At 62.8% G+C, this 22,993-nt stretch carries 25 protein-coding genes and 1 pseudogene; 20 read left to right on the top strand and 6 right to left on the bottom strand.

Features of this window, described 5'->3' with window-relative positions; all coding sequences use genetic code 11:
• The 7 genes from G489_RS0117800 to G489_RS21375 all read left to right on the top strand — a co-directional run bounded on the left by G489_RS0117800 (position 1) and on the right by G489_RS21375 (position 4,743).
• Complete coding sequence (locus G489_RS0117800) at positions 1 to 1,620, top strand: proton-conducting transporter transmembrane domain-containing protein (RefSeq protein WP_029042653.1); 1,620 nt, start codon at positions 1 to 3, stop codon at positions 1,618 to 1,620.
• Positions 1,617 to 2,096, top strand: coding sequence for a Na+/H+ antiporter subunit E (locus tag G489_RS0117805; protein ID WP_029042654.1), 480 nt, complete (start codon positions 1,617 to 1,619; stop codon positions 2,094 to 2,096). Before G489_RS0117800 ends, G489_RS0117805 begins: the two co-directional genes overlap by 4 nt.
• Entirely contained in the window at positions 2,093 to 2,419 is a 327-nt protein-coding gene (locus tag G489_RS21365; protein ID WP_051332806.1) for a cation:proton antiporter, read from the top strand. Before G489_RS0117805 ends, G489_RS21365 begins: the two co-directional genes overlap by 4 nt.
• The gene (gene mnhG / locus G489_RS0117815) at positions 2,416 to 2,760 is read left to right on the top strand and encodes a monovalent cation/H(+) antiporter subunit G (RefSeq protein WP_029042655.1); all 345 of its coding nucleotides are present in this window, start codon (positions 2,416 to 2,418) and stop codon (positions 2,758 to 2,760) included. The genes G489_RS21365 and mnhG overlap by 4 nt, the downstream gene beginning before the upstream one ends.
• Positions 2,761 to 2,928: 168 nt before the next feature.
• Positions 2,929 to 3,360 (top strand): MucR family transcriptional regulator, encoded by a 432-nt coding sequence (locus tag G489_RS0117820; RefSeq protein ID WP_035873419.1) that lies wholly within the window; start codon positions 2,929 to 2,931, stop codon positions 3,358 to 3,360.
• 208 nt (positions 3,361 to 3,568) lie between these two features.
• Positions 3,569 to 3,955 (top strand): helix-turn-helix domain-containing protein, encoded by a 387-nt coding sequence (locus G489_RS21370; protein ID WP_051332807.1) that lies wholly within the window; start codon positions 3,569 to 3,571, stop codon positions 3,953 to 3,955.
• Complete coding sequence (locus G489_RS21375; RefSeq protein WP_051332808.1) at positions 3,952 to 4,743, top strand: DUF6456 domain-containing protein; 792 nt, start codon at positions 3,952 to 3,954, stop codon at positions 4,741 to 4,743. The genes G489_RS21370 and G489_RS21375 overlap by 4 nt, the downstream gene beginning before the upstream one ends.
• A gap of 4 nt (positions 4,744 to 4,747) precedes the next feature.
• Here G489_RS21375 and G489_RS0117835 read toward each other — a convergent pair whose 3' ends face one another.
• Positions 4,748 to 5,170, bottom strand: a complete 423-nt coding sequence (locus G489_RS0117835) for a SufE family protein (RefSeq protein ID WP_029042657.1) — start codon at positions 5,168 to 5,170, stop codon at positions 4,748 to 4,750.
• 176 nt (positions 5,171 to 5,346) lie between these two features.
• Positions 5,347 to 5,646, bottom strand: a complete 300-nt coding sequence (locus tag G489_RS0117840) for a hypothetical protein (protein WP_029042658.1) — start codon at positions 5,644 to 5,646, stop codon at positions 5,347 to 5,349.
• 291 nt (positions 5,647 to 5,937) lie between these two features.
• Between G489_RS0117840 and G489_RS22100 the strand changes: the two genes are divergently transcribed.
• From G489_RS22100 to G489_RS0117855, 3 genes are read left to right on the top strand one after another with little or no spacing between them, the layout of a single operon-like run.
• A complete protein-coding gene (locus G489_RS22100; protein WP_162142452.1) occupies positions 5,938 to 7,830 on the top strand; it encodes a PAS domain-containing sensor histidine kinase in 1,893 nt (630 codons plus the stop codon).
• A complete protein-coding gene (locus tag G489_RS0117850) occupies positions 7,830 to 8,870 on the top strand; it encodes a peptidoglycan-binding protein (RefSeq protein WP_029042659.1) in 1,041 nt (346 codons plus the stop codon). Before G489_RS22100 ends, G489_RS0117850 begins: the two co-directional genes overlap by 1 nt.
• A gap of 2 nt (positions 8,871 to 8,872) precedes the next feature.
• Complete coding sequence (locus tag G489_RS0117855) at positions 8,873 to 9,211, top strand: DUF1491 family protein (protein ID WP_029042660.1); 339 nt, start codon at positions 8,873 to 8,875, stop codon at positions 9,209 to 9,211.
• Between the two features lie 12 nt (positions 9,212 to 9,223).
• On the opposite strand, the gene G489_RS0117860 is transcribed toward G489_RS0117855, so the two are convergent.
• Positions 9,224 to 10,366 carry a DUF2336 domain-containing protein gene (locus G489_RS0117860; RefSeq protein ID WP_029042661.1) on the bottom strand — a complete coding sequence of 381 codons (1,143 nt, stop codon included), beginning with the start codon at positions 10,364 to 10,366 and terminating at the stop codon, positions 9,224 to 9,226.
• A 293-nt stretch (positions 10,367 to 10,659) separates the two neighbouring features.
• Between G489_RS0117860 and G489_RS0117870 the strand changes: the two genes are divergently transcribed.
• Positions 10,660 to 11,511, top strand: coding sequence for a hypothetical protein (locus tag G489_RS0117870; RefSeq protein WP_155889441.1), 852 nt, complete (start codon positions 10,660 to 10,662; stop codon positions 11,509 to 11,511).
• Positions 11,512 to 11,520: 9 nt separating this feature from the next.
• On the opposite strand, the gene G489_RS0117875 is transcribed toward G489_RS0117870, so the two are convergent.
• From G489_RS0117875 to G489_RS21390, 3 genes are read right to left on the bottom strand one after another with little or no spacing between them, the layout of a single operon-like run.
• On the bottom strand, positions 11,521 to 12,066 hold the full coding sequence (locus G489_RS0117875) for a DUF1254 domain-containing protein (protein WP_029042663.1): 546 nt from the start codon (positions 12,064 to 12,066) through the stop codon (positions 11,521 to 11,523).
• The gene (locus G489_RS21385; protein ID WP_051332810.1) at positions 12,063 to 12,638 is read right to left on the bottom strand and encodes a DUF1214 domain-containing protein; all 576 of its coding nucleotides are present in this window, start codon (positions 12,636 to 12,638) and stop codon (positions 12,063 to 12,065) included. Before G489_RS21385 ends, G489_RS0117875 begins: the two co-directional genes overlap by 4 nt.
• A 3-nt stretch (positions 12,639 to 12,641) precedes the next feature.
• On the bottom strand, positions 12,642 to 14,837 hold the full coding sequence (locus tag G489_RS21390) for a transglycosylase domain-containing protein (RefSeq protein ID WP_051332811.1): 2,196 nt from the start codon (positions 14,835 to 14,837) through the stop codon (positions 12,642 to 12,644).
• Positions 14,838 to 14,990: 153 nt separating this feature from the next.
• Here G489_RS21390 and G489_RS0117890 point away from each other — a divergent pair, with 153 nt between their 5' ends.
• The 9 genes and pseudogenes from G489_RS0117890 to G489_RS0117930 all read left to right on the top strand — a co-directional run bounded on the left by G489_RS0117890 (position 14,991) and on the right by G489_RS0117930 (position 22,986).
• Positions 14,991 to 15,440 (top strand): YcgN family cysteine cluster protein, encoded by a 450-nt coding sequence (locus tag G489_RS0117890; protein ID WP_029042664.1) that lies wholly within the window; start codon positions 14,991 to 14,993, stop codon positions 15,438 to 15,440.
• Positions 15,441 to 15,545: 105 nt separating this feature from the next.
• A complete protein-coding gene (locus tag G489_RS0117895; protein ID WP_029042665.1) occupies positions 15,546 to 16,202 on the top strand; it encodes a hypothetical protein in 657 nt (218 codons plus the stop codon).
• 277 nt (positions 16,203 to 16,479) lie between these two features.
• Positions 16,480 to 17,159, top strand: a pseudogene (locus tag G489_RS22545) (DUF3307 domain-containing protein).
• A 596-nt stretch (positions 17,160 to 17,755) separates the two neighbouring features.
• Complete coding sequence (locus G489_RS0117905; RefSeq protein WP_029042667.1) at positions 17,756 to 18,277, top strand: hypothetical protein; 522 nt, start codon at positions 17,756 to 17,758, stop codon at positions 18,275 to 18,277.
• A 43-nt stretch (positions 18,278 to 18,320) separates the two neighbouring features.
• Positions 18,321 to 19,577 (top strand): DNA-packaging protein, encoded by a 1,257-nt coding sequence (locus tag G489_RS0117910; protein ID WP_407059839.1) that lies wholly within the window; start codon positions 18,321 to 18,323, stop codon positions 19,575 to 19,577.
• 15 nt (positions 19,578 to 19,592) lie between these two features.
• Entirely contained in the window at positions 19,593 to 20,786 is a 1,194-nt protein-coding gene (locus G489_RS21395) for a phage portal protein (RefSeq protein ID WP_035873422.1), read from the top strand.
• 27 nt (positions 20,787 to 20,813) lie between these two features.
• A complete protein-coding gene (locus tag G489_RS0117920) occupies positions 20,814 to 21,011 on the top strand; it encodes a hypothetical protein (protein WP_029042669.1) in 198 nt (65 codons plus the stop codon).
• Positions 21,012 to 21,174: 163 nt separating this feature from the next.
• Positions 21,175 to 21,672: an HK97 family phage prohead protease gene (locus G489_RS0117925; protein ID WP_245578973.1), complete on the top strand. Its 498-nt coding sequence runs from the start codon at positions 21,175 to 21,177 to the stop codon at positions 21,670 to 21,672.
• Between the two features lie 36 nt (positions 21,673 to 21,708).
• Positions 21,709 to 22,986 carry a phage major capsid protein gene (locus G489_RS0117930; protein WP_029042671.1) on the top strand — a complete coding sequence of 426 codons (1,278 nt, stop codon included), beginning with the start codon at positions 21,709 to 21,711 and terminating at the stop codon, positions 22,984 to 22,986.
• Positions 22,987 to 22,993: the final 7 nt, after the last annotated feature.

Genomic DNA, 22,993 nt, shown 5'->3' on the forward strand with positions numbered 1-22,993 from the left:
ATGGCCGAAACCGCCGGATACAATATCGACCTGCCGCCCGCCATGATCGAAGGGGCGACCGCCATTGCGGACTGGACGCTCGTGTGGCCGGTGGCGCTGCCGCTGTTCGGGGCCGCAGTGCTCTTGATGGCACGCAAGCACCCGCACGTTCAGGCGCCTCTGGCCCTGGCCGTTATCGCTGCGGTGATCGCCAGCTGTGTAACCCTGATGCTGCGCATTGCGGACACCGGCCCTGTCGCCATGACCATGGGCAACTGGCTGCCGCCCTTTGGTATCAGCTTTACCGCCGATATGCTCAGCGCCTTGTTTGCGGTGACGTCCTCGGTACTGGCCCTGGTCGTCCTGTTGTTTGCCCAGTCCGAAATCGAGCCGAGGGAGGTGCGCTATGGTTTTCACCAGTTCCTGCTCCTCCTCCTGGCGGGGATCAACGGATCGTTCCTGACCGGCGACCTTTTCAATCTCTATGTCTGGTTTGAAGTGATGCTGATTGCATCATTCGGTCTTCTGGTCATCGGCGGGCGCAGGATACAGCTCGATGGCGCGGTAAAATACGGCTTCCTCAACTTCATCGGGACCACCATTTTCTTGATGGCGGTCGGGCTACTCTATGGCACGCTCGGCACGCTCAACATGGCGGATATTGCCGTCAACGCATCACGTGCCGACCCTACGACCCTGACGGCGATCGCGGCGCTGTTCCTGCTTGGCTTCGGGATCAAGGCGGCTGCTTTCCCGGTCAATGCCTGGCTGCCGGCCTCCTATCACACGCCCGACCCGGCAGTATCTGCGCTGTTTGCGGGGCTGCTGACCAAGGTCGGTGTCTACGCACTGATCCGCGTTCTGGTCGCCCTCTTGCCTGCCATGCGGATCGAACTCGACATGGTGATCGCCATTCTGGCGATCGGTACCCTCCTTCTCGCCCCGCTTGGTGCACTGGCTGAAACCAACCTCCGCCGGGCTCTGGGCTTCATCGTCATCGGCGGTATCGGGGCGATGTTTGCGGGCATTGCGATGAGTGTGACGACTTCATCCGGCAATGCGCTTGCTGGCGAAGGTGGCGGCATCGGGGGCGCGGCTGTCTATGCGGTGCATTCCATGATGACGATGACGGCGTTCTATCTCACCGCAGGGCTGGTGGAGCGCATGACCGGGACAACCGACACCCGCTATATGGGTGGTCTTTATGGCGCCAACGCCCCGGTTTCGATCCTCTTTATCGTTCTAGCCTTTTCCGCGTCCGGCCTGCCGCCTTTCCTGGGTTTCTGGCCCAAGTTGACCCTGGTGCGGGCCGGTCTCGACGCGGCCGAATACTGGCTTGTTGCAGCGCTGCTGGTGAACGCCTTTCTGACCACGATTGCCTGCGCAAGGCTGTGGTCGCATATCTTCTGGCGTAACGGCCGCGAGGCCGACCAGACCGAACAGCCCAATGATCGGCTGAAACCGCTGTCCGCCCGCGCCCTTCGCTGGGGGCTGGCGCCGACAATTGTGCTGGTGCTCGCCATTGTCGGACTTGGACTTTGGCCTTCTGCGCTGATTGAATATGGCCGCCTCGCCGGTGTCGGGATCACGGCCCCTGACGCCTATATCGAGGCCGTTGGTCTCGCGGGAGGCGCGCAATGATCTTCTTTATCATGACGGCCACGCTGGCCCTGATCTGGACGGCGATCTCCGGCAGCTTCAGCCTGGCGAACCTGTTACTCGGCGCCATTATCGGCCTGATCGCCATGTGGGTGATCCGCGAGCGCGTTTCGCATCCGGGCTTGTCCAAGCGCTTGCTGAAGATCGTGTCGCTGGCGCTTCTGTTCCTCTACGAGCTTCTGATCAGCTCGATCAGGGTTGCGATCCTGGTGTTGTCGCCACGGCTCGACAAACGCTTGCAGCCCGGAATTATCGCCTTTCCGCTCACGGCAAAAAGCGATGAGGAGATTACTCTTCTGGCCAATCTGATCACGCTGACCCCGGGGACGCTGAGCGTCGACGTGTCCGAAGACCGCAAGTTCATCTACGTCCATGCCATTGCGGTGCCGGATCGTGAGGCCTTGATCGCAGACATTGCCAATGGTTTCGAACGCAAGATTATCGAGGTGTTCGAATGAGCCCGGAACAGTTTCTCGACTTCGCCATTGCTGTCGCTCTCGGGCTGCTATCGCTTGCGATGCTGCTGGTCACGTGGCGCATCATGCGCGGACCGTCTTTGCCGGACCGGATCCTGGCGCTCGACATGCTGGTGAATATCGGCATCGGCTATATCGTCATCGTCGCGATCAAGACAGGCTTCATGCTCTATCTCGACATCGCCATTTCCCTTGGCCTAATCGGCTTTCTGGCGACGATCGCCTTTGCACGTTTCGTGCTGCAGCGTTGGCGGATCCGCACCACCAATCACTCCCAACCCAACAATCCGGAGGGCGAAGGATGACCGCGCTGATGTCTTACATTGCAGGGGTGCTGGTTCTGATCGGTGCTGTGTTTACACTGATCGCGGCCATCGGCATTCTGCGCCTGCCTGACCTTTACACCCGCATGCATGCGGCCTCCAAAGCCGGAACCCTGGGTGCGGGCCTGCTCATGGTGTCGCTGGCCTTCTACGCATTTGACGCCTCAGTAGTCTTGCGAGCAATGGCGGGCGTATTATTTTTGCTGTTAACTGCACCGGTCTCGGCTCATTTGCTTGCCCGGGCCGCCTATACTGCCGGATACAAGCCAGCAGAAATAACGAGTATCAATGAACTGGACCCAAAAGCTAAGTCCAACGACTGATACGCAAATATCCATTGTTTCAATCCGTAAAACGAATTGGCTCACATTGTGGAGTGAGTGTGCTATTGAATTTTGGGGAATTGAAAAATAGAAGCGGAAATTGAACCTGTATTGTGCAGTTATGGCGCGAAGAAACAGGAAATATCCTAAATAGACCAAGAGTACAGCATGAGCGAAGGCAATGTGGGTGAGTCGGCCCCGTTAAAGTCCGACTTGATCGATCTTTGTACGGAGATCGTCAGCGCCTATGTCAGCAATAATGCGGTTAGTCAAAACGACCTGCCGCGCCTGATTACTGAAGTTCACGGCGCGCTGAACGGGCTCTCTGCCCTTGAAGCTGGTCCTGCTGCGGAAACCCGCAAGCCGGCCGTCTCCGTCAAGAAATCGGTGATGCCCGATTATATTATCTGCCTCGAAGACGGGAAGAAGTTTAAGTCTCTCAAGCGGCACCTGAGCACGCACTACAATCTCACACCCGAACAATATCGTGAGAAGTGGGGTCTGCCGGCCGACTATCCGATGGTCGCCCCGAACTATGCCGCCGCCCGTTCCCAGCTGGCCAAGAAAATGGGCCTCGGGCGCAAGCGCACCAAGAAGTAAGCCGACTTCTTTCGAGATCAGTGAACACCGAACCCCCGGGCGATGTCCGGGGGTTTTTTTATGTTCGGGGCAACCCCTCTCGGCCCTCCATCCGCCCGATTGGGGGGAAGTTTGGATGGGTTGAGCATCCTTGATCAACATTCTTATCCCCGCCTCGCTTTCGACCCAGTATAGGAATATTGTCTTATGTTGGTTAGGGAGTGCAGCCATGGCGGCAGATTTGGCGATTGTGTTTTCGAGTTCGGATCTGGACAAGGGGAGCCGCGACAGGACCGGTGTCTTTCCGGTGCTAAGTGTGGTGTCTTCGGCGCGAAGGGTGAGTGTCGATCAGCTCTTGCTGCCCAATAGGGCGCCGGCGTCGGTCGCCCTCGCACGTCAGATCGCTATGTATCTCACCCATGTTGCCCTGGGACGGAACTTCACCCAGGTGGCGAGGCTTTTCGGCCGCGATCGAACCACCGCGGCCCACGCTTGCCAGATTATCGAAGATCTGCGCGACGAACCCTCGTTCGACTTGCAGATGCACTGCCTCGAGGTGGCCCTGCTTGCCCAGGCCAAGGTTTGGGGGCAGGTCGGGGGGAGGGCCGTGCAATGAGTGCGTCACAGCAGCCCCGAACGCAGCGCTTCATCAAGAAGCTGATCAAGGGCGAAACCGCCGAACCCGACGAGACCGGGCGGTTCTGGATGATTCCCGGCAGTCGCATGACCCGCATTTCGCGCGCCGACGCCAAGGCGCTGGTGGAGAAGGGCGTCCTTCAGAGCAACGGGGATGGGCTTGTTTCAACACCGGGCGCACGGACCTGGCTGCGCCGGCAGCTTGCGGGCGGCAACGGCTTCGCCGACCAGCACCGGGAACTGATGCGGGGGGCCGAGGGCGAACTGATCAACCTTGCCGAAAGTCCCCTGGCCCGCCTGGCCCAACCCGGAAACGGCGAACCACCGTTTCTGGCGCCACATCACCTGACCACGGGCGAACGCATTCGCGTGATAGTCGAGCGTTCCGGCCTCACCCCCAGCGTGACCGCGCGCTATGGCGCAGAGGGCAGGGTCGACGGAACCGGGGCCGGGCCTTGCGATGGCATCGGCATGCTCGACATGCATATCGAGGCACGGCGTCAGCTCGAGGCCCTGAACGGGGCTCTGCAACCTGATTGCGCGCGCGTGGTTATCGATGTCTGCGGACACCTCAAGGGCCTACAGCAGGTCGAAGCCGAGTATCGTTGGCCGCGCCGCAGCGCCAAGATGGTACTGCGGGTGGGCCTTGATCTGGCGGCGGCGCATTTCGGCTATTCGACGGTGGCAACCGGGCGCCGGAACCGGCGGCGGAGAAACTGGCACGGCGCGGACGCCCGCCCGGCCATGTTTCCGCCGGATCAGGCGTAGGAGGTCAGGATTGCCGGGACAGGCGGGCAGCGTCGGACCGGATACGCTTCACCATGGCAACCAGACCGTTGGAGCGCTGTGTGGTCAGGTGTTCGCGCAAACCGAGTTCGTCGAAGGTGTCGAGCGCATCGGTTTCTGCGATCTCGGAAGGGCTGCGCCCCGAATAGAGCGCAATCAGGATGGCCACCAGCCCCTTGACGATCATGGCATCGGAATCGCCACGATAGGAAAGAACAGGTTTTCCGTCCTCTTCCCTGCGGTCGGTGACAAGCCAGACCTGCGACACACAGCCCTCGACCTTGTTCGCCGGGTTGCGTTCCGCGTCCTCGATCGGCTCGAGCTGCTGCCCCAGCTCGATGACATAGCGATAGCGGTCCTCCCAATCATCGAGAAAGGTGAGGTTGTCGGTGATCTCCGCGATGTCCATCTGGCCTCCGAAGCGTGGCGTCGAATCTGGACCCTATATAGGCCGAGCAGGGTGGCGGTGTCAGGGGGGAGGCGCCGGATAAAAAGGGAGCCGCAGATGCGGGACAGTGCATCTACGGCTCCAGCACAAAGGCCGCTCGTTTGGAGTAGCGTCGGGGAAGTGACGCGGCCCTTGGTCTACCCGATCCAGTCCGGCCGAGGTGGGGGCACCGGGGCCACCAGATCGGGATCGATCTCATGCTTCACTGTCGTCTGGCGCTTCGGCTGCGCCAGGTTGGAGGTCAAAACGACAGCGTGGATAGCTTTGCATTCAATTCGGTTGCAGGCGGGGTCCGCGGTCTGCTCGAGCACGATTCGCGCGCCCGCCGCCGTCGCTTCGGCAGCAAGCTGATCGGCGGTCATGGATTGGTGGTTCGCATTTGGTCCGATGACCAGATAGCCCACTCCCAACCAGAACGCTGCACGCAGAATAGCCATGAAACCCTGTCCCGAAACTGTCCCGGACCTGCCGGGATATGGGATGAGCCTATCGACGGCGCGTAAATCGCCGCTGCAGCAACATCATAAAATTTGAATCGAATTGCACGGGTTCCGGGGCCGCGGGTGGAAAAGCTTTGTTTACCCTACGGGGCGAAACAACCCGCCTCCCGATGCCTTCCAACCGCCCGCACCGGCTCACTTAATCCTGTCTTAGGGGATCGGTGGAAATGTCAGTGGAAAAGGCGTCAGCCGATCGGCTCATCCCGATCGTGCACAAACTGGATGATCATGCGAGACTGGTTCGACGAGATATCGCGGGTGCTCGGACGGCACGCGGCCAAGGCTGAGCCCACGGCCCGGTCTGCGACCGCAGGCGCGGACGCGCCGGCGAATGATCGCGGCGCGGCGCCTGCTGCTCAGTCCCCGCGGACCGAACCGGCCGAACAGACCCGCCGACAGACCCTTCGCACCAACACAGTCGCGGCTCTTGCCGCCGCCATCATGATGGCGCCGATCTGCATCTATCATCTGGCCCAGGGCAGCATCCTGCCGTCTCTGGTCGGCCTCGGCATCATGGCAAGCGCTGCCATCAGCGAATGGCTGCTGCGCCGCGACAATTTCGGTGCCGTCGTCGCCATTCACCTGTTCAACTTCTTCTATGCGGGCACGCTGTTCGGCCTTGCCAACCCGGCTCTTGTCGATTTCGGCCTTGCCACGATCCTGATCACGCCGATCTATGCGGCGCTGCTGACGCGGCCTGCGACCCAACGCAAGGTATGGGTGATCACGGCCCTGCTCGTGACGCTGCTGGTGCTGCAGCCGCTGACCTCGATCTCGTTCCCGACCGAACTCGATCCGCTGGCCATCAACCTGCTTGCGGGCGTGGCGTTCGTCATCGGTGGCCTGATCACGGGCTATACCGTGCGGCGGTTGTCGCGCGTCTTCGCCGTGATCGAGCAATCCCATGTCCGCGCCTTCCAGCACCTTGTGGAAAACGTGCAGGACGCTGTGGTGCGTTATTCGTCAACCGGGGAGATGATGTTCATTTCCGGCTCCGCCGAAAGCCTGTTCGGATGCCGCCGCTACCAGCTTTCGGGCACCGGCCTGATCGACCGTATGCATGTGCTCGACCGCCCCGCTTTCCTGTCGGCGCTCAGCCACGCCCGGCTCGACGGCCGCGCCAGTGGCGTCGAACTGCGTATGCGCCGTGACCTGATCAATGATTCGACCTATTTCTGGCTCGAGGTGACCCTGTCTCCGATCCTGGCATCAGGCGATGCGAGCCGGGGCTATGAGGTCGTCGCTGTGCTGCGCGATGTGACCACCCGCAAGGACACCGAGCAGGAACTGCGCGCCGCCCACCAGGAAGCGCAGGCTACTTCGATGGCCAAGTCCAAGTTCCTGGCCACCATCGGGCACGAACTGCGCACCCCACTGAACGCCATTGTCGGCTTCACCGACATGATGCTGAACAATATCGGCGGCGAACTCAGCGAAGACCACGAGGAATATGCCCGACTGATCCGGCAGAGCGGTCATCATTTGCTCGATACGGTGACCATGCTTCTCGACATGTCCAAGATCGAGGCCGGAAAGTTCGAGCTGCAGACCGAAACCTTTGATCCTGCCGAGATTGTTGAGCCTTGCCTCGCCATGGTAGAGGGTGCCGCGGACAAACGCGATATCCGGCTGGTGCGCAATGTCGAACGGCATTTGCCCCAGATCGTGGGCGATGAACGGGCCTGCCGCCAGATTCTGATCAATCTGGTGTCGAACGCGATCAAGTTCAGCGCGCCCAATTCTGCAGTCCGCATCGATTTCAAGGTGCGCGGTGCGTCCCTGGTGATGGCGGTCTCGGACGACGGCATTGGCATGTCCGAACAGGACGCCGCTCGCATTGGCGAACCCTTCTTCCAGGCGCAAAACGGCCTCGACAGGCGCTATGAAGGCGCCGGGCTGGGGCTTTCCATAGTGCGCGGCCTTGTCGAATTGCACGAAGGCAAGATGAAAGTCGACAGCCGTCTCGGTGAAGGCACGACCGTGTCGATTTCGCTGCCTATAAACGGTCCGTCAAGCATATCCGGCCATACTGCGGTCCTCTCTTCGATCGAGGATCACCGCGAATCGGTGGAACCCGCCGAAGAGGTGATGCCCGTTCAAGCCGCGGCCGGAGGACAGTAATGCCAGCAAGCGCAGCCCATCGCGCCCAAGATGACACAAACCTGTTTCTGGCTCTTCTCGGTGCGATATTCGGCCCCGTTTGGCAGCGCATCTCACATGCGCCCATAACCTCGGCCGCTGTCGTCATCGTTGCCGCAGGTTACCTCGTCACGGCGCTTAACGCCCTCTACTGGCAGGATCTTTCTCTCAAGCCGGTCGAGACCGCGTCCGTCAATGGATCGGCCGGCTTGACTGCGCCGCCACCGGCGCGCCCGGCCACGATTCGCGAAGAACCGCGCATCGACACAGCCTCGACCCAGAGCACCCAAGCCCCGGCTTCGAGCGAAGTTGTCCCGGCCCGGCGCAGCTCGGTGGAGATCCCGGGTCCCGTGCTCGGCGACGAAACGACCTACCGCGTCCAGACCATGCTCAAGGCGCTTGGTCTGTTCTCTGCCGAGATCGATGGCTATTACGGCCCTAACACCGCCAACGCGATTCGCGCTTTCGAGGAACGGTCCGGCCTGCCCGCCAAAGGGGCACTGGAACCGGCCATGATCGAAGCGCTGGAGCGCGCCTTCATGACCGGCCAGCTGCCGGCTGCTCAGCGCACTGTTGTCACGCCAGCGCCCGAACCGGCGATTGAGCCGGCAGTGACGGCCTCGCGAAGCGAGCCCGCATCCTCCGAATGGATTGCCGTGGAGCAACCCGCCGCTCAGACCACGCAGAGCGCTCAGACGACACAGAGCAACCCGGTGGAGACGCCGGCACCTGCTGCCGAGCCCGCCAACGATCCGCTCGCCGACATCGCGCGGACCGCCATGCAGGAAATGCCGCCCACCATCCAGGAGCAGGCCACACCGGCCACCAATCCCGAACTGGTGATGAAGATCCAGCGGGGACTGGCGTCGCTCGGCTTCCTCTATGGTGCCATTGACGGCAAACCCGGTGATGCAACGGCGCGTGCGATCCGCCAGTTCGAGATCTTCTCCAATCTTGATGTGACCGGTGAGATCAGCCCCGAACTCGTCGACCTGCTGCAGGCCGCCGGCGCCACCATCTGATCATGGCAAGGCTCCGCGCCGACATCTGGGTGTCCGCCTTTTTGCGGCGACATGCACAGCTTGGCCGCATCTGCGTTGTCTCCCGCAAGGGCGATCCAGACGCCGGCCAGATCTGGGTCGAAATCGACCATCTTAACGGCACATCGAGCTTGCTGGTTCCTGCCCATGGCGACCCGGATGCCGCAACCGACCGGCGGTTTTCGGTGTTGATCGACCGTCAGCCGAATGCGGACACGGCACAACGCATCACGCGCGAAGCGGATTTCGACCCCGATCTATGGGTTGTCACGCTCGAAGACCGCGCGGGCGACCACGGCCTCGAGGTGGTATCTGCTCAATAGCGAACCGGCGGCCTAGCCATTGCTGGCCAGGCGACGGACAGCGGCGACGGCGCGGCTGACGGCGCTTTCGCGATTGTTTTCTGCCTGAGCGGCAACGGTGCGCGACGTGGTCTGGGTGACCGGCTGGAATTCAGGTTTCGACAACTCGTTGAGGTCGACATCCCCACGCCAGACCGAGAGCATGAACACCATCGAGCGCACGCTCAGCGAGGAAAACAGGCGCGCATACTCGTTGATGATGCGGCTGCGGTTCACCTCATGCGAGGTGGCGTGCAGCAGCACCTTCATGCCGTCCTGTGCGTCGCATCCGAAGGCCCTCAGGATAACGAACAGGGCCGCCCCGGTTGTGTCGTGGGCGATCTCGCCGCATCGCACTTCATCAAGTCCGGTGATCTGGGTGAACAGCCGTGTGACCTCCGGCCGCCGGTTCTCCGAAAACAGCTTCATCAGGGCCTGTGTGAATTCACTGGTCACCACCGAGATGTGCTCGAAGGTTCGGCTCAAGGGCGTCTCGGGCAATTGCCGATCGCCAAAGGCGGCGATGACGTCGAGCCGCGAGTCCTCATCGAGCTGGAAGAAGGCCGGTGCCAAAAGGGCCTTGTCGATGTCCTTGCGGGCGGCAAGGGTTTTGGCGACCTGACCGTCCATCATCGCGGCGCGCGTGATGGCCTTGAGATAGGGGCCTCGGAACCGGATCGCCGAATTGGAGGCGAGGGCACGGTAGACCGCCCGCGAATTGATCGGGAACAGCTTTGAAAGTGTAAGGGTCGACAGATCGGTGCGTGCCGCGATTCGTGCGCACAGTTCGACATTACGCTTGTCGAGGATTTCCATGAGCACCGGCTCGGAGATCGAACGCGCAGTGCCGAGATATTCAGGCAGGCCTTCCTTGATGTTCTGAAAGACGAGCCGTTCAAGCACGGGCGAGAGATAATCCGCCTTGCCGAGCGCCTGGGCGGCGCGGTCGCGCGCAGACGGCGCGGCGGTAGGGAACAGGCGGGTCGCAAGTGCTTCAAACTGGGACAGTTCTGCCGACTGCGGGCGGGGCCGGCGGGCAAAAGCTTCGCAGGCGGCAACGAGCAAGGTGTTGGCGCGCTCGACGCCTCCTGTCTCGATCAAGAGTTGAAAGGTTTCATAAGGTTGGAACCCGATCATAGATCTTTGGCCGCTCGGAACTGGATGGAACTGGCAGGCAAATCGCCCACGTCCCCACTAATTCCACCAATTCGTTAGCGGACTGTTAACCTTGACCATTCCTTAATGGGTTGTCGGCGGATTTTTTTGCCGCTGTTAACGGTTGCGCAAGGTGAGGAGAAAAGCGCCCCAGGCAACATGTGAAGAGGCCACCATGGGCACGGTCCTGAAATTCACGTTGAAACGGACAACGGTGCGGCCGCCAAAAGGCCAGCGACGCGAAGGCGATGTCATTATTTTCCCCGGTGTCCGGTATGAACATTCAAAAAAGGCAAATCCGATCAAGGCTCGTCCGCACAGGCGGCGTGGCGAGGGCAGCTAGCCTTTCAGCCGCATTGCTGCTGGCCCTGATGGGCGGGGCATGCAACCAGTCCATGGGCGATTTCGGCCGCGCCAAGTCGAGCCCGATCCGCGACTGGACGGCGCCCGAGACGGGCGGCGACCGGGCGGTCAGAGCGACGGCCATATCCCAGTTCAACCTCGCAGACGAAGAACGCGAAATGTACGACCGCGTCTGGCGGTTCCTGATCGCGCCGCATGCGCGCGAATGGATGTTCGATCGCGGGATCGAACCGCAGCGCACCGAATTCTTCAAGCTTGTCGATCACCGTTTCAAAACGGAACGCTATTACGAATTCCTGCACCGGCAGAACTTTCAGTCCTCAACCATCCGATTCCGCAAGATCGGCCAGCACATCAACGCCGATCTCGACACGCTGCCGGCCACGTTCCGCGCCGTATGCGCCGTGGAGCGTCTCGACCGCCGGCGGCGACTGGCCTATGCCGAGCTGCATGGCGGGAACATTGAGATCGAGGAGAAGCTGGTGGCGCGCGAAGCCGAGAACGATGCCTATATCGAAGGCTTTGTGCGGGCGGTGAGCTACCGGTTCGATGCTTACCAGTTTGCCTTCGACCGCTATCTCGTGGAGACGCCGCATGAAGAGGCAACGGTGGTCAATGACGGGCTGAACCGGCTCGACGTGTTCGTGGACAAGGCAAAGCGATACGAATTCTGCTGGACCGACACCGCCGGTGCGCACTGGAATGGGGACGGGGCCATTGCCTCGCGCTATGCCACCCGGACCGAACCCGAATACCTCAAATAGGTCGGAGACTTATCGGACGACGCGGCAGGTCAGCGCGGACAGCGCCTGCTCGTAGCGCGGCGCCAAAGCGTCATATTCGAGCCAGAGCCGGACCACGGCGGCGACGTCGTTGCCAGCGGCCTCGACGATCAGCAGGCCCTCGTCAATTTCAATCTCCTGTTGGGCCAGAAGGCGGGTCTGGTCTCGATTGAAAATCCCCACATTCAGGAAATTGTCCGAGGCAGATCGTTCGGTCGTCGAGTAGATCACCGAGCCATCGGGCTCGTAAACGGCCAGCGACCAGAAACTGTCGGGCAGGACCCCTTCCAGGGCCCCGGGGCCTTCGGCGATGTTCAGCTGGCAGACCGCCTCGATGAAACTCGGATCGAGCCCAAGCGGATTGGGCGCACCGGGCACCGGACGGTCGAGCAGGGAAAAGCGTTCGTTTGCCTCAAGGGCGGCAACCCGCGTCCAGGCATCGTCCTCGGCAAGGGATGGCAAGATCAGGATTGCCACCAGATGGATGATGCCGCCAAGCAGCAGCCCGCCAATGCCCCAAAGCGTGAGCCGGATCATGCACAGCCCTCTTCGTAGATACCGGGCAAGGGTGTCGATTCGGCTGAAAGCCCTGCGAAAAGGGAGGTGTCGTAAAGCGTGAGAACGAAATTCACCGGACCCCGGCCGGGGGTCGCGAGCCAGACCGGTCCAGTGGGCGCGGGTCCGGTGCGCACCAGCATCAGACCATCATCGCCGCGAGGCAGATTGACCCCGTCAATGACGTCGCGGCGTTCATCATGCCCGATCAGAGAGCCTTTTTCGTCCTCCGCATAAAGAGTCCAAAGGCTCGCAACCGGTGTTTCGCCCTCTATCCGGTAGCGGCATTCGCGTTTAAGGGGGAAGCCGTCACTGTCGGTGGTTGCGGCGAACCGGATGCCTTCGGCACGGCCAAGCTGAAGCTGACCGGACCGTGCCAGATAGGCATGGGTATAAGGGTCGGCCTCGGCAGTGCCGGCGGCGGGCCAGGCCTTCCAGGGGCCAAGGGACAGCGTGACGAAAAGCTCGCCATTCTCAAGCGCGTACCACGCCGAACCGAAGCCGGACACCAGCGCGATGGTGATCGCAAAAACGAGGCCGAAGACGAAACGCACGGGCTACTCGCTCGCAGACGGCGTGAAATTGGCAGGCGTGAGCGACGGTTCTGCCGGCGAAGGTGCGGGGCCCTCCGCGGCCTCCAGCGGGGGGCCCTCGCCGGTGAGATCGGTCAGTGCAGCGCGGAAGACGCCGGAAAGCGCCAGCAGCTTGTCTGCCGCCTCAGGCGACAGGGTGGGCGGACGCTCGCCGCCCTCAGACCCTTCGTTTGAAGCCTCGACGACGCGGGGGAGCGGATCGAAATCCACGCCCTGGAGCGGTTGCACCTCGATATTGGTGTGGGCGTATTCCATGAATTTCTGCCATGTCTGGGCCGGCAGGCGGCCGCCGGTGAGCCGGCGGGTCGGGGTGTAATCATCATTGCCGAACCACACGGCAGCGACATAGTTGCCGGTGTAACCGCAAAACCAGGCATCGCGATAGGACTGGGTGGTGCCGGTCTTGCCGGCTGCGGGAACGCCCTCGACGATGGCGCGGCGCCCGGTACCCGATGTGACGACATTGCGCAGCATGTCGTTCATGCCGGTGACGGTTTCCTCGGACAGGATCAATTCGTTCCTGGTCGCGTCGGGCGCCTCGTAGACGAGATCGCCACGGGTCGAGTTGATCCGGGTAATGCCGAAGGCCGGCGTCTTGTGACCCCGATTGGCGAACACGGCATAGGTCGAGGCCATATCGAGCACCGAAACCGAAATCACACCGAGCGGCAGCGACCGGGTGACCGGGAACTCGTTGCGGATGCCCATGCGATGCGCCATGTCGGCGATCGGGCCGCGCCCGGTTGAGATCGACAGGGTGACGGGCACGGTGTTGATCGAACGGGTGAGCGCGGTCTTGAGCGTGACATTGCCGGCATAGGACCGGCCGTAATTTTGCGGGCACCAGCCGGAGATGCAGACTGGCTGGTCGCGGACCACCGAACTGGGGGAGAACCGGCCGGATTCAAGCGCTGTGGCATAGACGAAAGGCTTGAACGAGGAGCCGGGCTGGCGATTGGGCGTCGTGGCGCGGTTGAACTGGCTTTTGCCATAGTCGAGCCCGCCCACCATGGCGCGCACGGCGCCGTCCGTCCCCAGCACCACCATGGCCGCCTGAGAGACGTCGAAGGCGTCGCCTTCCTCGCGAATGACGGTGGAAACGGCTTCCTCGGCATAGTCCTGCAGCACGGGATCGATTGTGGTGCGCACCACGAAGCTGATGCCATCCGAGCGCTCCGCAACGATCGATTTGACCTCTTCAAAGGCCCAGTCGAGGAAATAGTTTGGCGCATCGATTTCGTCTGACCGGTCGACCGGAGCGGCCGGTTTGCGCCGCGCGCCGGTGACCTGGCCTTCGGTCATGAACCCCGCCTGTACCAGATTGGTCAGCACGTCGTTTGCCCGGCTGCGCGCGCGGGCGAGATCGATATGCGGGGCGTAATGCCCCGGCGCCTTGAACATGCCCGCCAACATCGCCGCTTCGGCGAGCGAGATGTCGCGCACCGATTTCGAGAAATAGAATTCGGCTGCCGCCGCAACTCCGTAATTCCCGCCGCCCATATAGGAGCGGTCGAGATACATCTTGAGGATCTCGTCCTTGGTGTAGTGGGTCTCAAGCCAGAGCGAGAGGAACGCTTCCTTGATCTTGCGCTCATAAGTGCGCTCGGAGGAAAGGAACAAATTCTTGGCGAGCTGTTGGGTGATCGAGGAGCCGCCCTCGACCACCGAATTGGCCTGAACGTTGGAAATGAGCGCGCGCAGCGTGCCCATCACATCGATACCGAAATGGTCATAGAAGCGCCGGTCTTCGGTCGCCAGGGTCGCCTTGATCAGATAGTCGGGCAGCTTGTCGAGGGCGACGGAATCATCGGTTCGGATGCCGCGGCGCCCGACCTCGTTGCCATAGCGGTCGAGAAAGGTGACGGCATAGTCTTCCGCCGGATTGAACTGGCCGCTGGCGGTCTCGTCGAAGGCGGGCAGTGCCAGGGTGGTCAAGACCAGCAGCCCGAGCATGCCGAAGGTCAGCCCGTCCGAGACGAGCTCCACGAAAAGCCGTTTGAAACCGGTCACATGGAACCGGCTCATGAAATCCTGGAAATGCTGGTAGCCGCGCCCCAGCCCGGTGAAGAAATCGTAGAGCGTTGAATCGAGCCACGCATCGGCCTGCAAAAGCCGGGAGCCCTTTTTCTTCCTGGTCTTGTGGTAGAACGGATCTGCCACGATAACACCTCTTGGCCGCACCCCGCGCGACTCGCGGACCGGGGCGGCACGATGATGCACCGCAACCCTTTCCACACAGTTGAATGGGGCAGTTTAGCGGCAAAAACAAGACACTTGGCGCCGTTGTGACCGGCGCAGGCGAGACGGAGCCGCATGCAGTTTTACGAAACAAAGCGCCTCGAAGAGATGACCCAGGCCGAATGGGAGGCACTGTGCGATGGCTGCGCCCGCTGTTGCCTGATCAAGCTCGAGGACGAAGACACCGGTGAAATCGTCACTTCGGACGTGCATTGCCGCCTGCTCGACGGCGACAAATGCGCCTGCACCGACTACCCCAACCGCCAGAAACTGGTGCCCGACTGCATCAAGCTGACCCCGGACAATGTCACCAAGATCCGCTGGATGCCGCCGACCTGCGCCTATCGCCGCATCGCCGAAGGACGGGGGCTGGCCTGGTGGCATCCGCTGATCTCCGGCGACCCGGAAACCGTGCACACAGCGGGCATCTCGGTGCGCGGGCGCACCGTTTCCGAGAACGATGTGCCGGCCGACGATTGGGAGAACCATGCGGTGATGTGGCCCGAAATGGACCCGGACGCCTGAGCTCTCGCACGGCCTGATCGCCCTGCTTGGATATTCGCCCACCCCCGGCTAGTGTTTCGGGAACGGAAACCGGCGGGCACGCCGACAGGCAGCGGCGGAGGGGAAGTGGCTCAAATCATTGCGGTTCTGACCGGCGATGTCGTCGGTTCGCGCGATCTCGGCGCGGATGGACTCGACAGGCTGTTTGCGGCGCTCGAGGCGGCGGTCAGCGAGATGGCCGGCTGGCCGGGACAGACGGACAAACCGCCCTTTGCCCGCTATCGGGGCGATGGCTGGCAGCTCGCGCTCAACAATCCGGCGCTTGCGCTGCGGGCGACCCTGGTGGCGCGGGGCGCGGTGAAAGCCGCGGACAAACGATTCGATACGCGGATCGGTGTGGGTATCGGGCCTGCCAGTGTTCAGGACATCAATGAAATCGGCCAGGCCAGTGGGGTGCCTTTTGAGGCCGCAGGCAAGGCTCTTGATGATCTTTCTGGTCCAATCCGTTTCGGCTACCGGTCTGATAACCGCTACCCCGAGCATGACAACCTGCTTGATGCCTGCTTGGCGCTTGCCGATGCATGCAGTGCTGATTGGACGCAGGCACAGGCAGAGGTAATGTCTCGCTTCTTGTTGGACAGCGGATTGACGCACAAGGCTATCGGGGAGTCCTTGAACCCACCTATTTCGCAACAGACGGTGTGGCGACACTTCCATGCTGCGCGGGGTCCTGCGTTGGAACTTGCCATCAATCGCGTTGAGACTAATTGGAAAACAGCGTAATTTAGCTGTTTTTGTGAAATACAGCTTAAAAGCGCTGTTTTATGGGTGACGCCCAAACAAGTGATTTCGCTGGTTTTTGGCAATTACAAGCGATTTCGCTTGTTTTTTGATTGGGCGGGCAGCGAGGCCTGAAGGCCCGCGAACAGCCAAAACCGGCTGTATTCCGGGAAAACAGCGTCATCACGCTGTGCAGGAGAGGGGACGCATCATGATCGCCAGTTTCACCGCGCTGCTGGTGGCACATCTGATCGCCGATTTCGTGCTGCAGCCCCAATGGATGGCACGGGCAAGCAGAAGACGGGGATGCTGCTTGCCCATGTCGTTGTCGTTGTCGCGACCGCGATCATCGTCACCGGATCGCTTGCACCGCTGCCCTTGCTGGCGCTGGGGGCCAGCCACGCGATCATCGATGCCATCAAGGCGCGGCGGGAGGACAGCTTTGCCGCCTTCATGCTCGATCAGGCCGCGCATGTCGCGGTACTGTTCGTGATCGCCTGGTTCGTTCCGGCCCTCTACGCGGCAGGGTGGTGGGGAAGTCCACCTGTGGCCATCGCGGACACCATGCCGTCGCCCGCAGGCGTTCTCCGTGCGCTGACGCTGATCGGCGGCCTTCTGTTGACCCTGAGGGTCGGCGCCTTCGCCATCGGCAAGTTCATGGACCGGTTCGATCCGGGACCGCTACAGGACGCCACCGGGACAACCCCGCGCGAGGATGACGGTTTGCCGGGCGGCGGGCTCTATATCGGCTATCTCGAACGCACCCTGATTTTCATCCTGGTGCTGGCCGGCGAACTGGCCGCTATTGGTTTTCTCGTCGCCGCCAAATCCGTGCTGCGCTTCGGCGAAGCGCAGAAGCGCCGCTCGAGCGAATACATCATCATCGGCACCCTCGCGAGCTTCGCCTGGGCGCTCGCGGCGGCACTGGCGACGCGATGGTTGTTGGAGCGGTTTGGGTGAGGGGACCCCGGTGCCTCCGGCATCTCCTTAGCGCTCGAGGGTTAGTTCTCTGGAACGGACTCGCCACCCTTCGAGCATAGCTCTCAGGGCGTCCGTTCATTTCAAAAGGTCGACCGGACAGGGTGAGGTGCCCAACCCTTCGAGCGTAGCTCTCAGGGTGCTCCTCACTCGATTTGCTCCACCGGAGCAAATCGCACCGCAAGCGGCCTTGGCTGGGGACCCCGGTGCCTTCGGCACCTCCCCAGCGCTCGAGACCTGCCGATGATTCACTGGATCATCGGCTCGGCGCGTTGCGCCGACCAGTCTCTTGCTAGGAAAAAAGTCCTTGACAGCGTCACGGTGATCCTGTAGGTTTTGGCTATGGTCGCAGAAATGGGACCTGAAAACTTCCTCCTCCCTTTGGGTTGTTCCCCATAACCCCGCGTGATTGAGCGTTTTTCGCCGGATCGCCGCGGGGTTTTCTTTTGGGCGCCCCCGGGAGAAGGCTTACGCAAAAATCCGGATATCATTCCTATTTTTCCGTGGTGGTGTGACTGAGTCGCGCCGCCGGCGAGAGGTGTGGACATTCAGGATTGTGCTTCGCTCAGGAGCTTTTGATGACCGAATCCGACGCAGCCGAGAACAGCGCCGACGGGGCCAATGCGGGAGGCAAGGGCGAGCTGGAAGAAATGGCAAGGCGGATTGTCCGCTATGGTCCGGGACCGACCCACACGCCGGATATCGACTGGATTGCCCTGCGTGCCGAATACGAGACGGGCGCAGAAACGGTGACTTCGCTTCTGGCCCGCTACGGGATTTCAACCACGGCGCTCTACACCCGGATCGCCCAGGAAAAATGGCGGATGCGGGCGGACGGGCCGCCGGTCACCCGGCGCTTCCTGGTCACGCGCCTGTTCAGGATGATCGAAAAGCAGATCAAGGCCATCGAAAACAAGCCGCAGGCCGAATTGGGCGAGGCCGAATCCCGGCAGCTGGGCAATCTGACGCGCACGCTCGACAAGCTGATCGAGATCGACGACGCGGATGATGCGGCGCGGCGCTCGGCCTTTCCTGGTGAGGATATGGCTGCGCTGCGCAAGAAGGTACTCGACCGCCTCGCCGAGATCGCCGGTGATTAGACAGGATGAACCAGAGGTCGAGAGCGACGACCCAAAAGGGCGCTTGGCCGGGGTGAGCGAAGATCGGGTCGCCGGGATGTCGTTTGACTGGCTCGTGTTTGCCCGGGCGGCCCAATTGCCGCCCCTCGGCAACTGGACCACCTGGCTGCTGCTGGGCGGGCGCGGCGCCGGCAAGACGCGGACCGGCGCCGAATGGATACGGGGGCTGGCGATGGGTCTGCCTTTCGCTGCGCCAAAACCGGTGAGCCCGATTGCGCTGGTCTCGGAAACCATCACCGAGGCGCGGGCGGTGATGGTCGAAGGCATGTCCGGGGTTCTCTCGATCAGCCCGCCGGCGGAACGGCCCAAGCTGATCAGCGGCAAGAACCGGCTCGAATGGCCCAATGGCGCGGTGGCGCAACTGTTCGGGGCGGGCGATCCGGAAAGCCTGCGCGGCCCGCAATTCGCTGCCGCCTGGTGCGACGAGGCGGCCAAGTGGAGCAGGGCGGAAGCCGCATTCGACATGCTGCAATTCGGGCTGCGGCTGGGTGACCACCCGCGGCAGCTGATCACGACGACACCCAGGCCCACCCCGCTGATCCGGCGGCTGGTGAGCGATCCGGCGGTGAGGCGCACCCATATGCGCAGCACCGAAAACAGGAAGAATCTCGCCCAGAGCTTCTTTTCGGCGATCACCGCGCGCTACGAGCACACCGCCCTCGGGCGGCAGGAACTCGATGGCGAGCTGATCGAAGACGATCCCAATGCGCTGTGGCAGCGCGACTTGTTCGACCGGCATCGGATGAACCGCGTGCCCGAGCTGGAGCGGATCGTGATCGCCATCGACCCGCCGGTGACAAGCCATGCCCGGTCCGACGCTTGCGGCATCATCGCCGCGGGGCGGCGCGGCGAGCGGGCGGTGGTGATCGAGGACCTGAGCCTGCGGCCCGCACCGCCGATCATCTGGGCGCGGCGGGCCGTTGAGGCGTTTCACCGCCTCAAGGCGGATGTAGTGATCGCCGAGACAAACCAGGGCGGGGAACTGGTGACCGGATTGCTGCGTCAGGTTGACCCCGATGTGCCGGTGCGGGCGGTGCACGCGAAGCGGGGCAAATGGACCCGCGCCGAGCCGGTTGCCGCGCTCTATGCCCGCGGGCTTGTGAGCCATGTCGGGCTGTTTGCCGAACTTGAAGACGAAATGTGCGCCTTCGGCCCCAACGGGCTGTCGGGTGGCGGTTCGCCCGACCGGGTCGACGCGCTCGTCTGGGCTCTCAACGAGCTGATGCTCAATTCAGCGATACCCCGCATTCGCGGGCTCTAGACAAGGGGAAACACAATGCCCAACTGGCTCGCTCGCCTGACCGGCGGCGGGGCGCCTGAGCGCGTCTCGACTCCAATACCGCCCGAAGGCAAATCGGCGGTACTCAACGCGCTGATCGGGGCCGGAGCGCAGGGCGGCAGCGTTCCGCGCAGTTACGCCGGGCTGGCCCGGGCCGGGATGATGCGCAATCCGGTGGTCTTCCGCTGTATCCGGCTGATCGCAGAAGGGCTGGGCGCCATGCCGCTAGTGGTCGAGGAAGGAGGGCAGCGCTTTACCGAACACCGAGTGCTTGGCCTCATTGAGCGGCCCAATCCCCGCCAGACGCGGCAGGAATTTCTCGAGACCATCGGCACCAATCTGATGGCGGCGGGAGACGCCTATTGCGAGGCGGTGAGCACCGGTGGCGACCTGGCCGGGCTCTATCTGTTGCGGCCCGACCGGGTCTCGGTGACGCTGGACGCCGATGGCTGGCCCCGCGCCTATCGCTACACGGCGGGCGGGCGCACCCGGCAGATCCCGGCAGGTGGGGCAGGGGGTGGCGAGCCGCTGCTGCACCTCAGCCTTGGCCATCCGCTCGATGATCATCACGGCCTGGCGCCGCTTGCTGCGGCGGCGGCTGCGCTGGAGGTGCATAACGCGGCTCAGGATTGGAACCGTTCGCTCCTCGCCAATGCGGCGCGGCCATCGGGCGCGCTGGTCTACACCGCAGGCTCAGGCAATTTGACCGGTGACCAGTTCGAACGGCTCAAAACCGAACTCGAAGCCGGCTACCAGGGCGCGCTCAATGCCGGTCGGCCGCTGGTGCTCGAAGGCGGGCTCGACTGGAAAGCGCTGGGGCTGAGCCCGCGCGACATGGATTTCATCGAAGCCAAGAACGGGGCGGCGCGCGACATCGCGCTGGCATTCGGAGTGCCGCCCATGGTGCTCGGCATTCCCGGCGACAACACCTACGCCAATTACGCGGAAGCCAACCGGGCGCTGTGGCGCCAGACCATCATTCCGCTGGCCCGCCGGATCACCGGCGATCTGAGCCGCTGGCTCGGCGGACATCTGGGCGGGGACTGGCGGCTGGCGCCGGATACCGACCGCATCGAAGCGCTTTCCGCCGAACGCGCCCAGCTCTGGGAGCAGATCGGGAAGGCGGACTTCCTGTCCGATGCCGAGAAGCGCCGCATGCTGGGGCTGGGCGAGGGCAATTCGGGGCAATGACAACTGACCAAGGAGGGGAGAACTTGAATGACCGATCTGACAAGGACAATCGCCGAACGGGGCGATCTGGCGCATCTGGCCCTGTTTCTGTGGGCGAGCGGCGCCAGCGCCATGCTGGCCTGGTGCCTCAGGGAACTGGTGGCCGCGAACCGGCGCTTCGACACCTTCATCAAGGAGATCGCCGCGCTCAACCAGCTCTTCGGCAACAGGGGTAATCCGCAATGAAACGCAAATCGCACCAACGGACGGCAAGGCGAGACAGCGCGCAGGTGTTCCGTGAATTTGCCTTCAACATAGCCGGTACGCTGATCGGCACCCACGCCACGCGGTTGGGCAAGCCGCGGCCGACGGTGCCGCAAAGACCGCCAAGCCGGGCCGGCGGCACCCGATGAAGCCCATGCTGATCGATGAGAATGGCCATTTCGCCGGCTATGCCAGCCTGTTCCACTCCGCGGACCAATCGGGAGACCGGGTGATGCCCGGCGCTTTCGCCGCGTCTCTGGCACGCCGGAACGCAAAGGGCGTGCGCATGCTGTTTCAGCATGATCCGAGGGAACCCGTGGGGGCCTGGGCCCGGCTGGCGGAAGACGACAGGGGCCTGTTCGCCGAAGGACGGCTGATCGCCGATGGCGGGCGGGCCGATACGCTGAAGCGGCTGATCGGCGGCGGCGCGCTGGACGGGCTCTCCATCGGCTTTCGCACCGTGCGGGCCGACAAGCAGGGCGCGGGAAGACGCCTGTGGGAGATCGATTTGTGGGAGGTCTCGATCGTGACCTTTCCCATGCATGCCGGCGCCCGCATCTCCGCCCGATCCCACAGTGACCCGGACCATCTGCACCTTCTGGCCGCCGGCGCCCGGCGCGCCATCGCCGCGCTCGCGGCCTGAGCCGACACACTCAACACCCCAAACCAAGGACCCATCATGACCGAACCGACCAATCCGGCCGGGGCGCAGAACTCTGCGTCTCTCGAAACCAAGGCTCTGCCGGTGGAAAACAAGGCGCTGCCGACCCCCGAACCGGGTGGCGATGCCGTGAGTGCCATGGAAGAGTTGGCCAGGGCGTTCGAGACCTTCAAGGCCGAGAACGATGCCCGGCTGGCCGATATCCAGAAAAAGGGTGCCGCTGATCCCCTGAGCGAGGACAAGCTCGACCGTCTCAACGCAGCGCTCGACCGGCACAAATCGGCGCTCGATGCCATGGCCCTGAAAGCCGCGCGCCCGGCGCTCGAAACCGGCACGCCGGCTTTCGATGATGAGTATGGGGCTGCCTTTTCTGCCTATGTGCGCCACGGCGAGGAAAAGGCGCTCTCCATCGGCTCCAACCCCGATGGCGGCTACCTGGTGCCGGACGAAACCGAGACCGAAATCCTGCGCCGGCTCTCCAGCGTCTCGCCGATCCGCTCGATTGCCGGGATCCGGCGTGTCTCCGGTCCCAATTACCGCAAACCGATCTCGGTGACCGGTCCGGCGACCGGCTGGGTGGGCGAAACCGATGCCCGGCCCGAGACCAACTCCCCGGTGCTCGATGCCATCGATTTCCCCACCGCAGAGCTCTACGCCATGCCGGCGGCGACGGCGTCCTTCCTCGACGATGCAGCGGTCGATGTCGGCCAGTGGATTGCCGAGGAGATCGACGCGGCGTTCGCAGGGCAGGAAAGCGCGGCCTTCATCAATGGTGATGGGGTCAAGAAGCCCACAGGGTTCCTCTCCGAGACCCAGGTGGCGGAGAGTGCCTGGAGCTGGGGCAATATCGGCTATGTCGCAACCGGCGTGGATGCCGATCTGCCGGCGAGCGATGAGACCGACGTACTGATCGATCTCGTCTATGCGCTCAAGGCCGGCTACCGTCAGAACGCCCATTGGGTGATGAACAGGCGCACCCAGGCCGCGTTGCGCAAGCTCAAGGATGCGGACGGCAACTATATCTGGCAGCCCGCGCTCGCGCCGAATGGCCGCGCCACCTTGCTGGGCTTCGAATTGGTCGAGGCCGAGGACATGCCCGATTTCGGCTCCGATGAGACCCCGATTGCCTTTGGCGACTTCCGCCGCGGCTATCTGATCGTCGACCGGCAGGGCGTGAATGTGATCCGCGATCCCTTCACCGCCAAACCCTACGTCCTTTTCTACACCACCAAACGCGTCGGTGGCGGCGTTGCCGACTTCGACGCCATCAAGCTTCTCAGGCTCTCGGTTTCCTGACCGGTCG

The organism is Cucumibacter marinus DSM 18995, assembly GCF_000429865.1.
Classification (GTDB): Bacteria; Pseudomonadota; Alphaproteobacteria; order Rhizobiales; family Devosiaceae; genus Cucumibacter; species Cucumibacter marinus.

Bases quoted from the DNA above. Each gene is read 5' to 3' on its own strand.
- G489_RS0117805 (WP_029042654.1), top strand. From the start codon at position 1,617: ATGATCTTCTTTATCATGACGGCCACGCTGGCCCTGATCTGGACGGCG.
- G489_RS0117930 (WP_029042671.1), top strand. From the start codon at position 21,709: ATGACCGAACCGACCAATCCGGCCGGGGCGCAGAACTCTGCGTCTCTC.
- G489_RS0117875 (WP_029042663.1), bottom strand. From the start codon at position 12,066: ATGATCCGGCTCACGCTTTGGGGCATTGGCGGGCTGCTGCTTGGCGGC.
- G489_RS0117835 (WP_029042657.1), bottom strand. From the start codon at position 5,170: ATGGACATCGCGGAGATCACCGACAACCTCACCTTTCTCGATGATTGG.
- G489_RS21395 (WP_035873422.1), top strand. From the start codon at position 19,593: ATGCCCAACTGGCTCGCTCGCCTGACCGGCGGCGGGGCGCCTGAGCGC.
- G489_RS0117925 (WP_245578973.1), top strand. From the start codon at position 21,175: ATGAAGCCCATGCTGATCGATGAGAATGGCCATTTCGCCGGCTATGCC.
- G489_RS0117920 (WP_029042669.1), top strand. From the start codon at position 20,814: ATGACCGATCTGACAAGGACAATCGCCGAACGGGGCGATCTGGCGCAT.
- G489_RS21370 (WP_051332807.1), top strand. From the start codon at position 3,569: ATGGCGGCAGATTTGGCGATTGTGTTTTCGAGTTCGGATCTGGACAAG.
- G489_RS0117870 (WP_155889441.1), top strand. From the start codon at position 10,660: ATGAACATTCAAAAAAGGCAAATCCGATCAAGGCTCGTCCGCACAGGC.
- G489_RS0117860 (WP_029042661.1), bottom strand. From the start codon at position 10,366: ATGATCGGGTTCCAACCTTATGAAACCTTTCAACTCTTGATCGAGACA.
- G489_RS0117850 (WP_029042659.1), top strand. From the start codon at position 7,830: ATGCCAGCAAGCGCAGCCCATCGCGCCCAAGATGACACAAACCTGTTT.
- G489_RS21375 (WP_051332808.1), top strand. From the start codon at position 3,952: ATGAGTGCGTCACAGCAGCCCCGAACGCAGCGCTTCATCAAGAAGCTG.
- G489_RS0117840 (WP_029042658.1), bottom strand. From the start codon at position 5,646: ATGGCTATTCTGCGTGCAGCGTTCTGGTTGGGAGTGGGCTATCTGGTC.
- mnhG (WP_029042655.1), top strand. From the start codon at position 2,416: ATGACCGCGCTGATGTCTTACATTGCAGGGGTGCTGGTTCTGATCGGT.
- G489_RS0117890 (WP_029042664.1), top strand. From the start codon at position 14,991: ATGCAGTTTTACGAAACAAAGCGCCTCGAAGAGATGACCCAGGCCGAA.
- G489_RS0117800 (WP_029042653.1), top strand. From the start codon at position 1: ATGGCCGAAACCGCCGGATACAATATCGACCTGCCGCCCGCCATGATC.
- G489_RS0117820 (WP_035873419.1), top strand. From the start codon at position 2,929: ATGAGCGAAGGCAATGTGGGTGAGTCGGCCCCGTTAAAGTCCGACTTG.
- G489_RS0117855 (WP_029042660.1), top strand. From the start codon at position 8,873: ATGGCAAGGCTCCGCGCCGACATCTGGGTGTCCGCCTTTTTGCGGCGA.
- G489_RS0117905 (WP_029042667.1), top strand. From the start codon at position 17,756: ATGACCGAATCCGACGCAGCCGAGAACAGCGCCGACGGGGCCAATGCG.
- G489_RS22100 (WP_162142452.1), top strand. From the start codon at position 5,938: ATGCGAGACTGGTTCGACGAGATATCGCGGGTGCTCGGACGGCACGCG.
- G489_RS21365 (WP_051332806.1), top strand. From the start codon at position 2,093: ATGAGCCCGGAACAGTTTCTCGACTTCGCCATTGCTGTCGCTCTCGGG.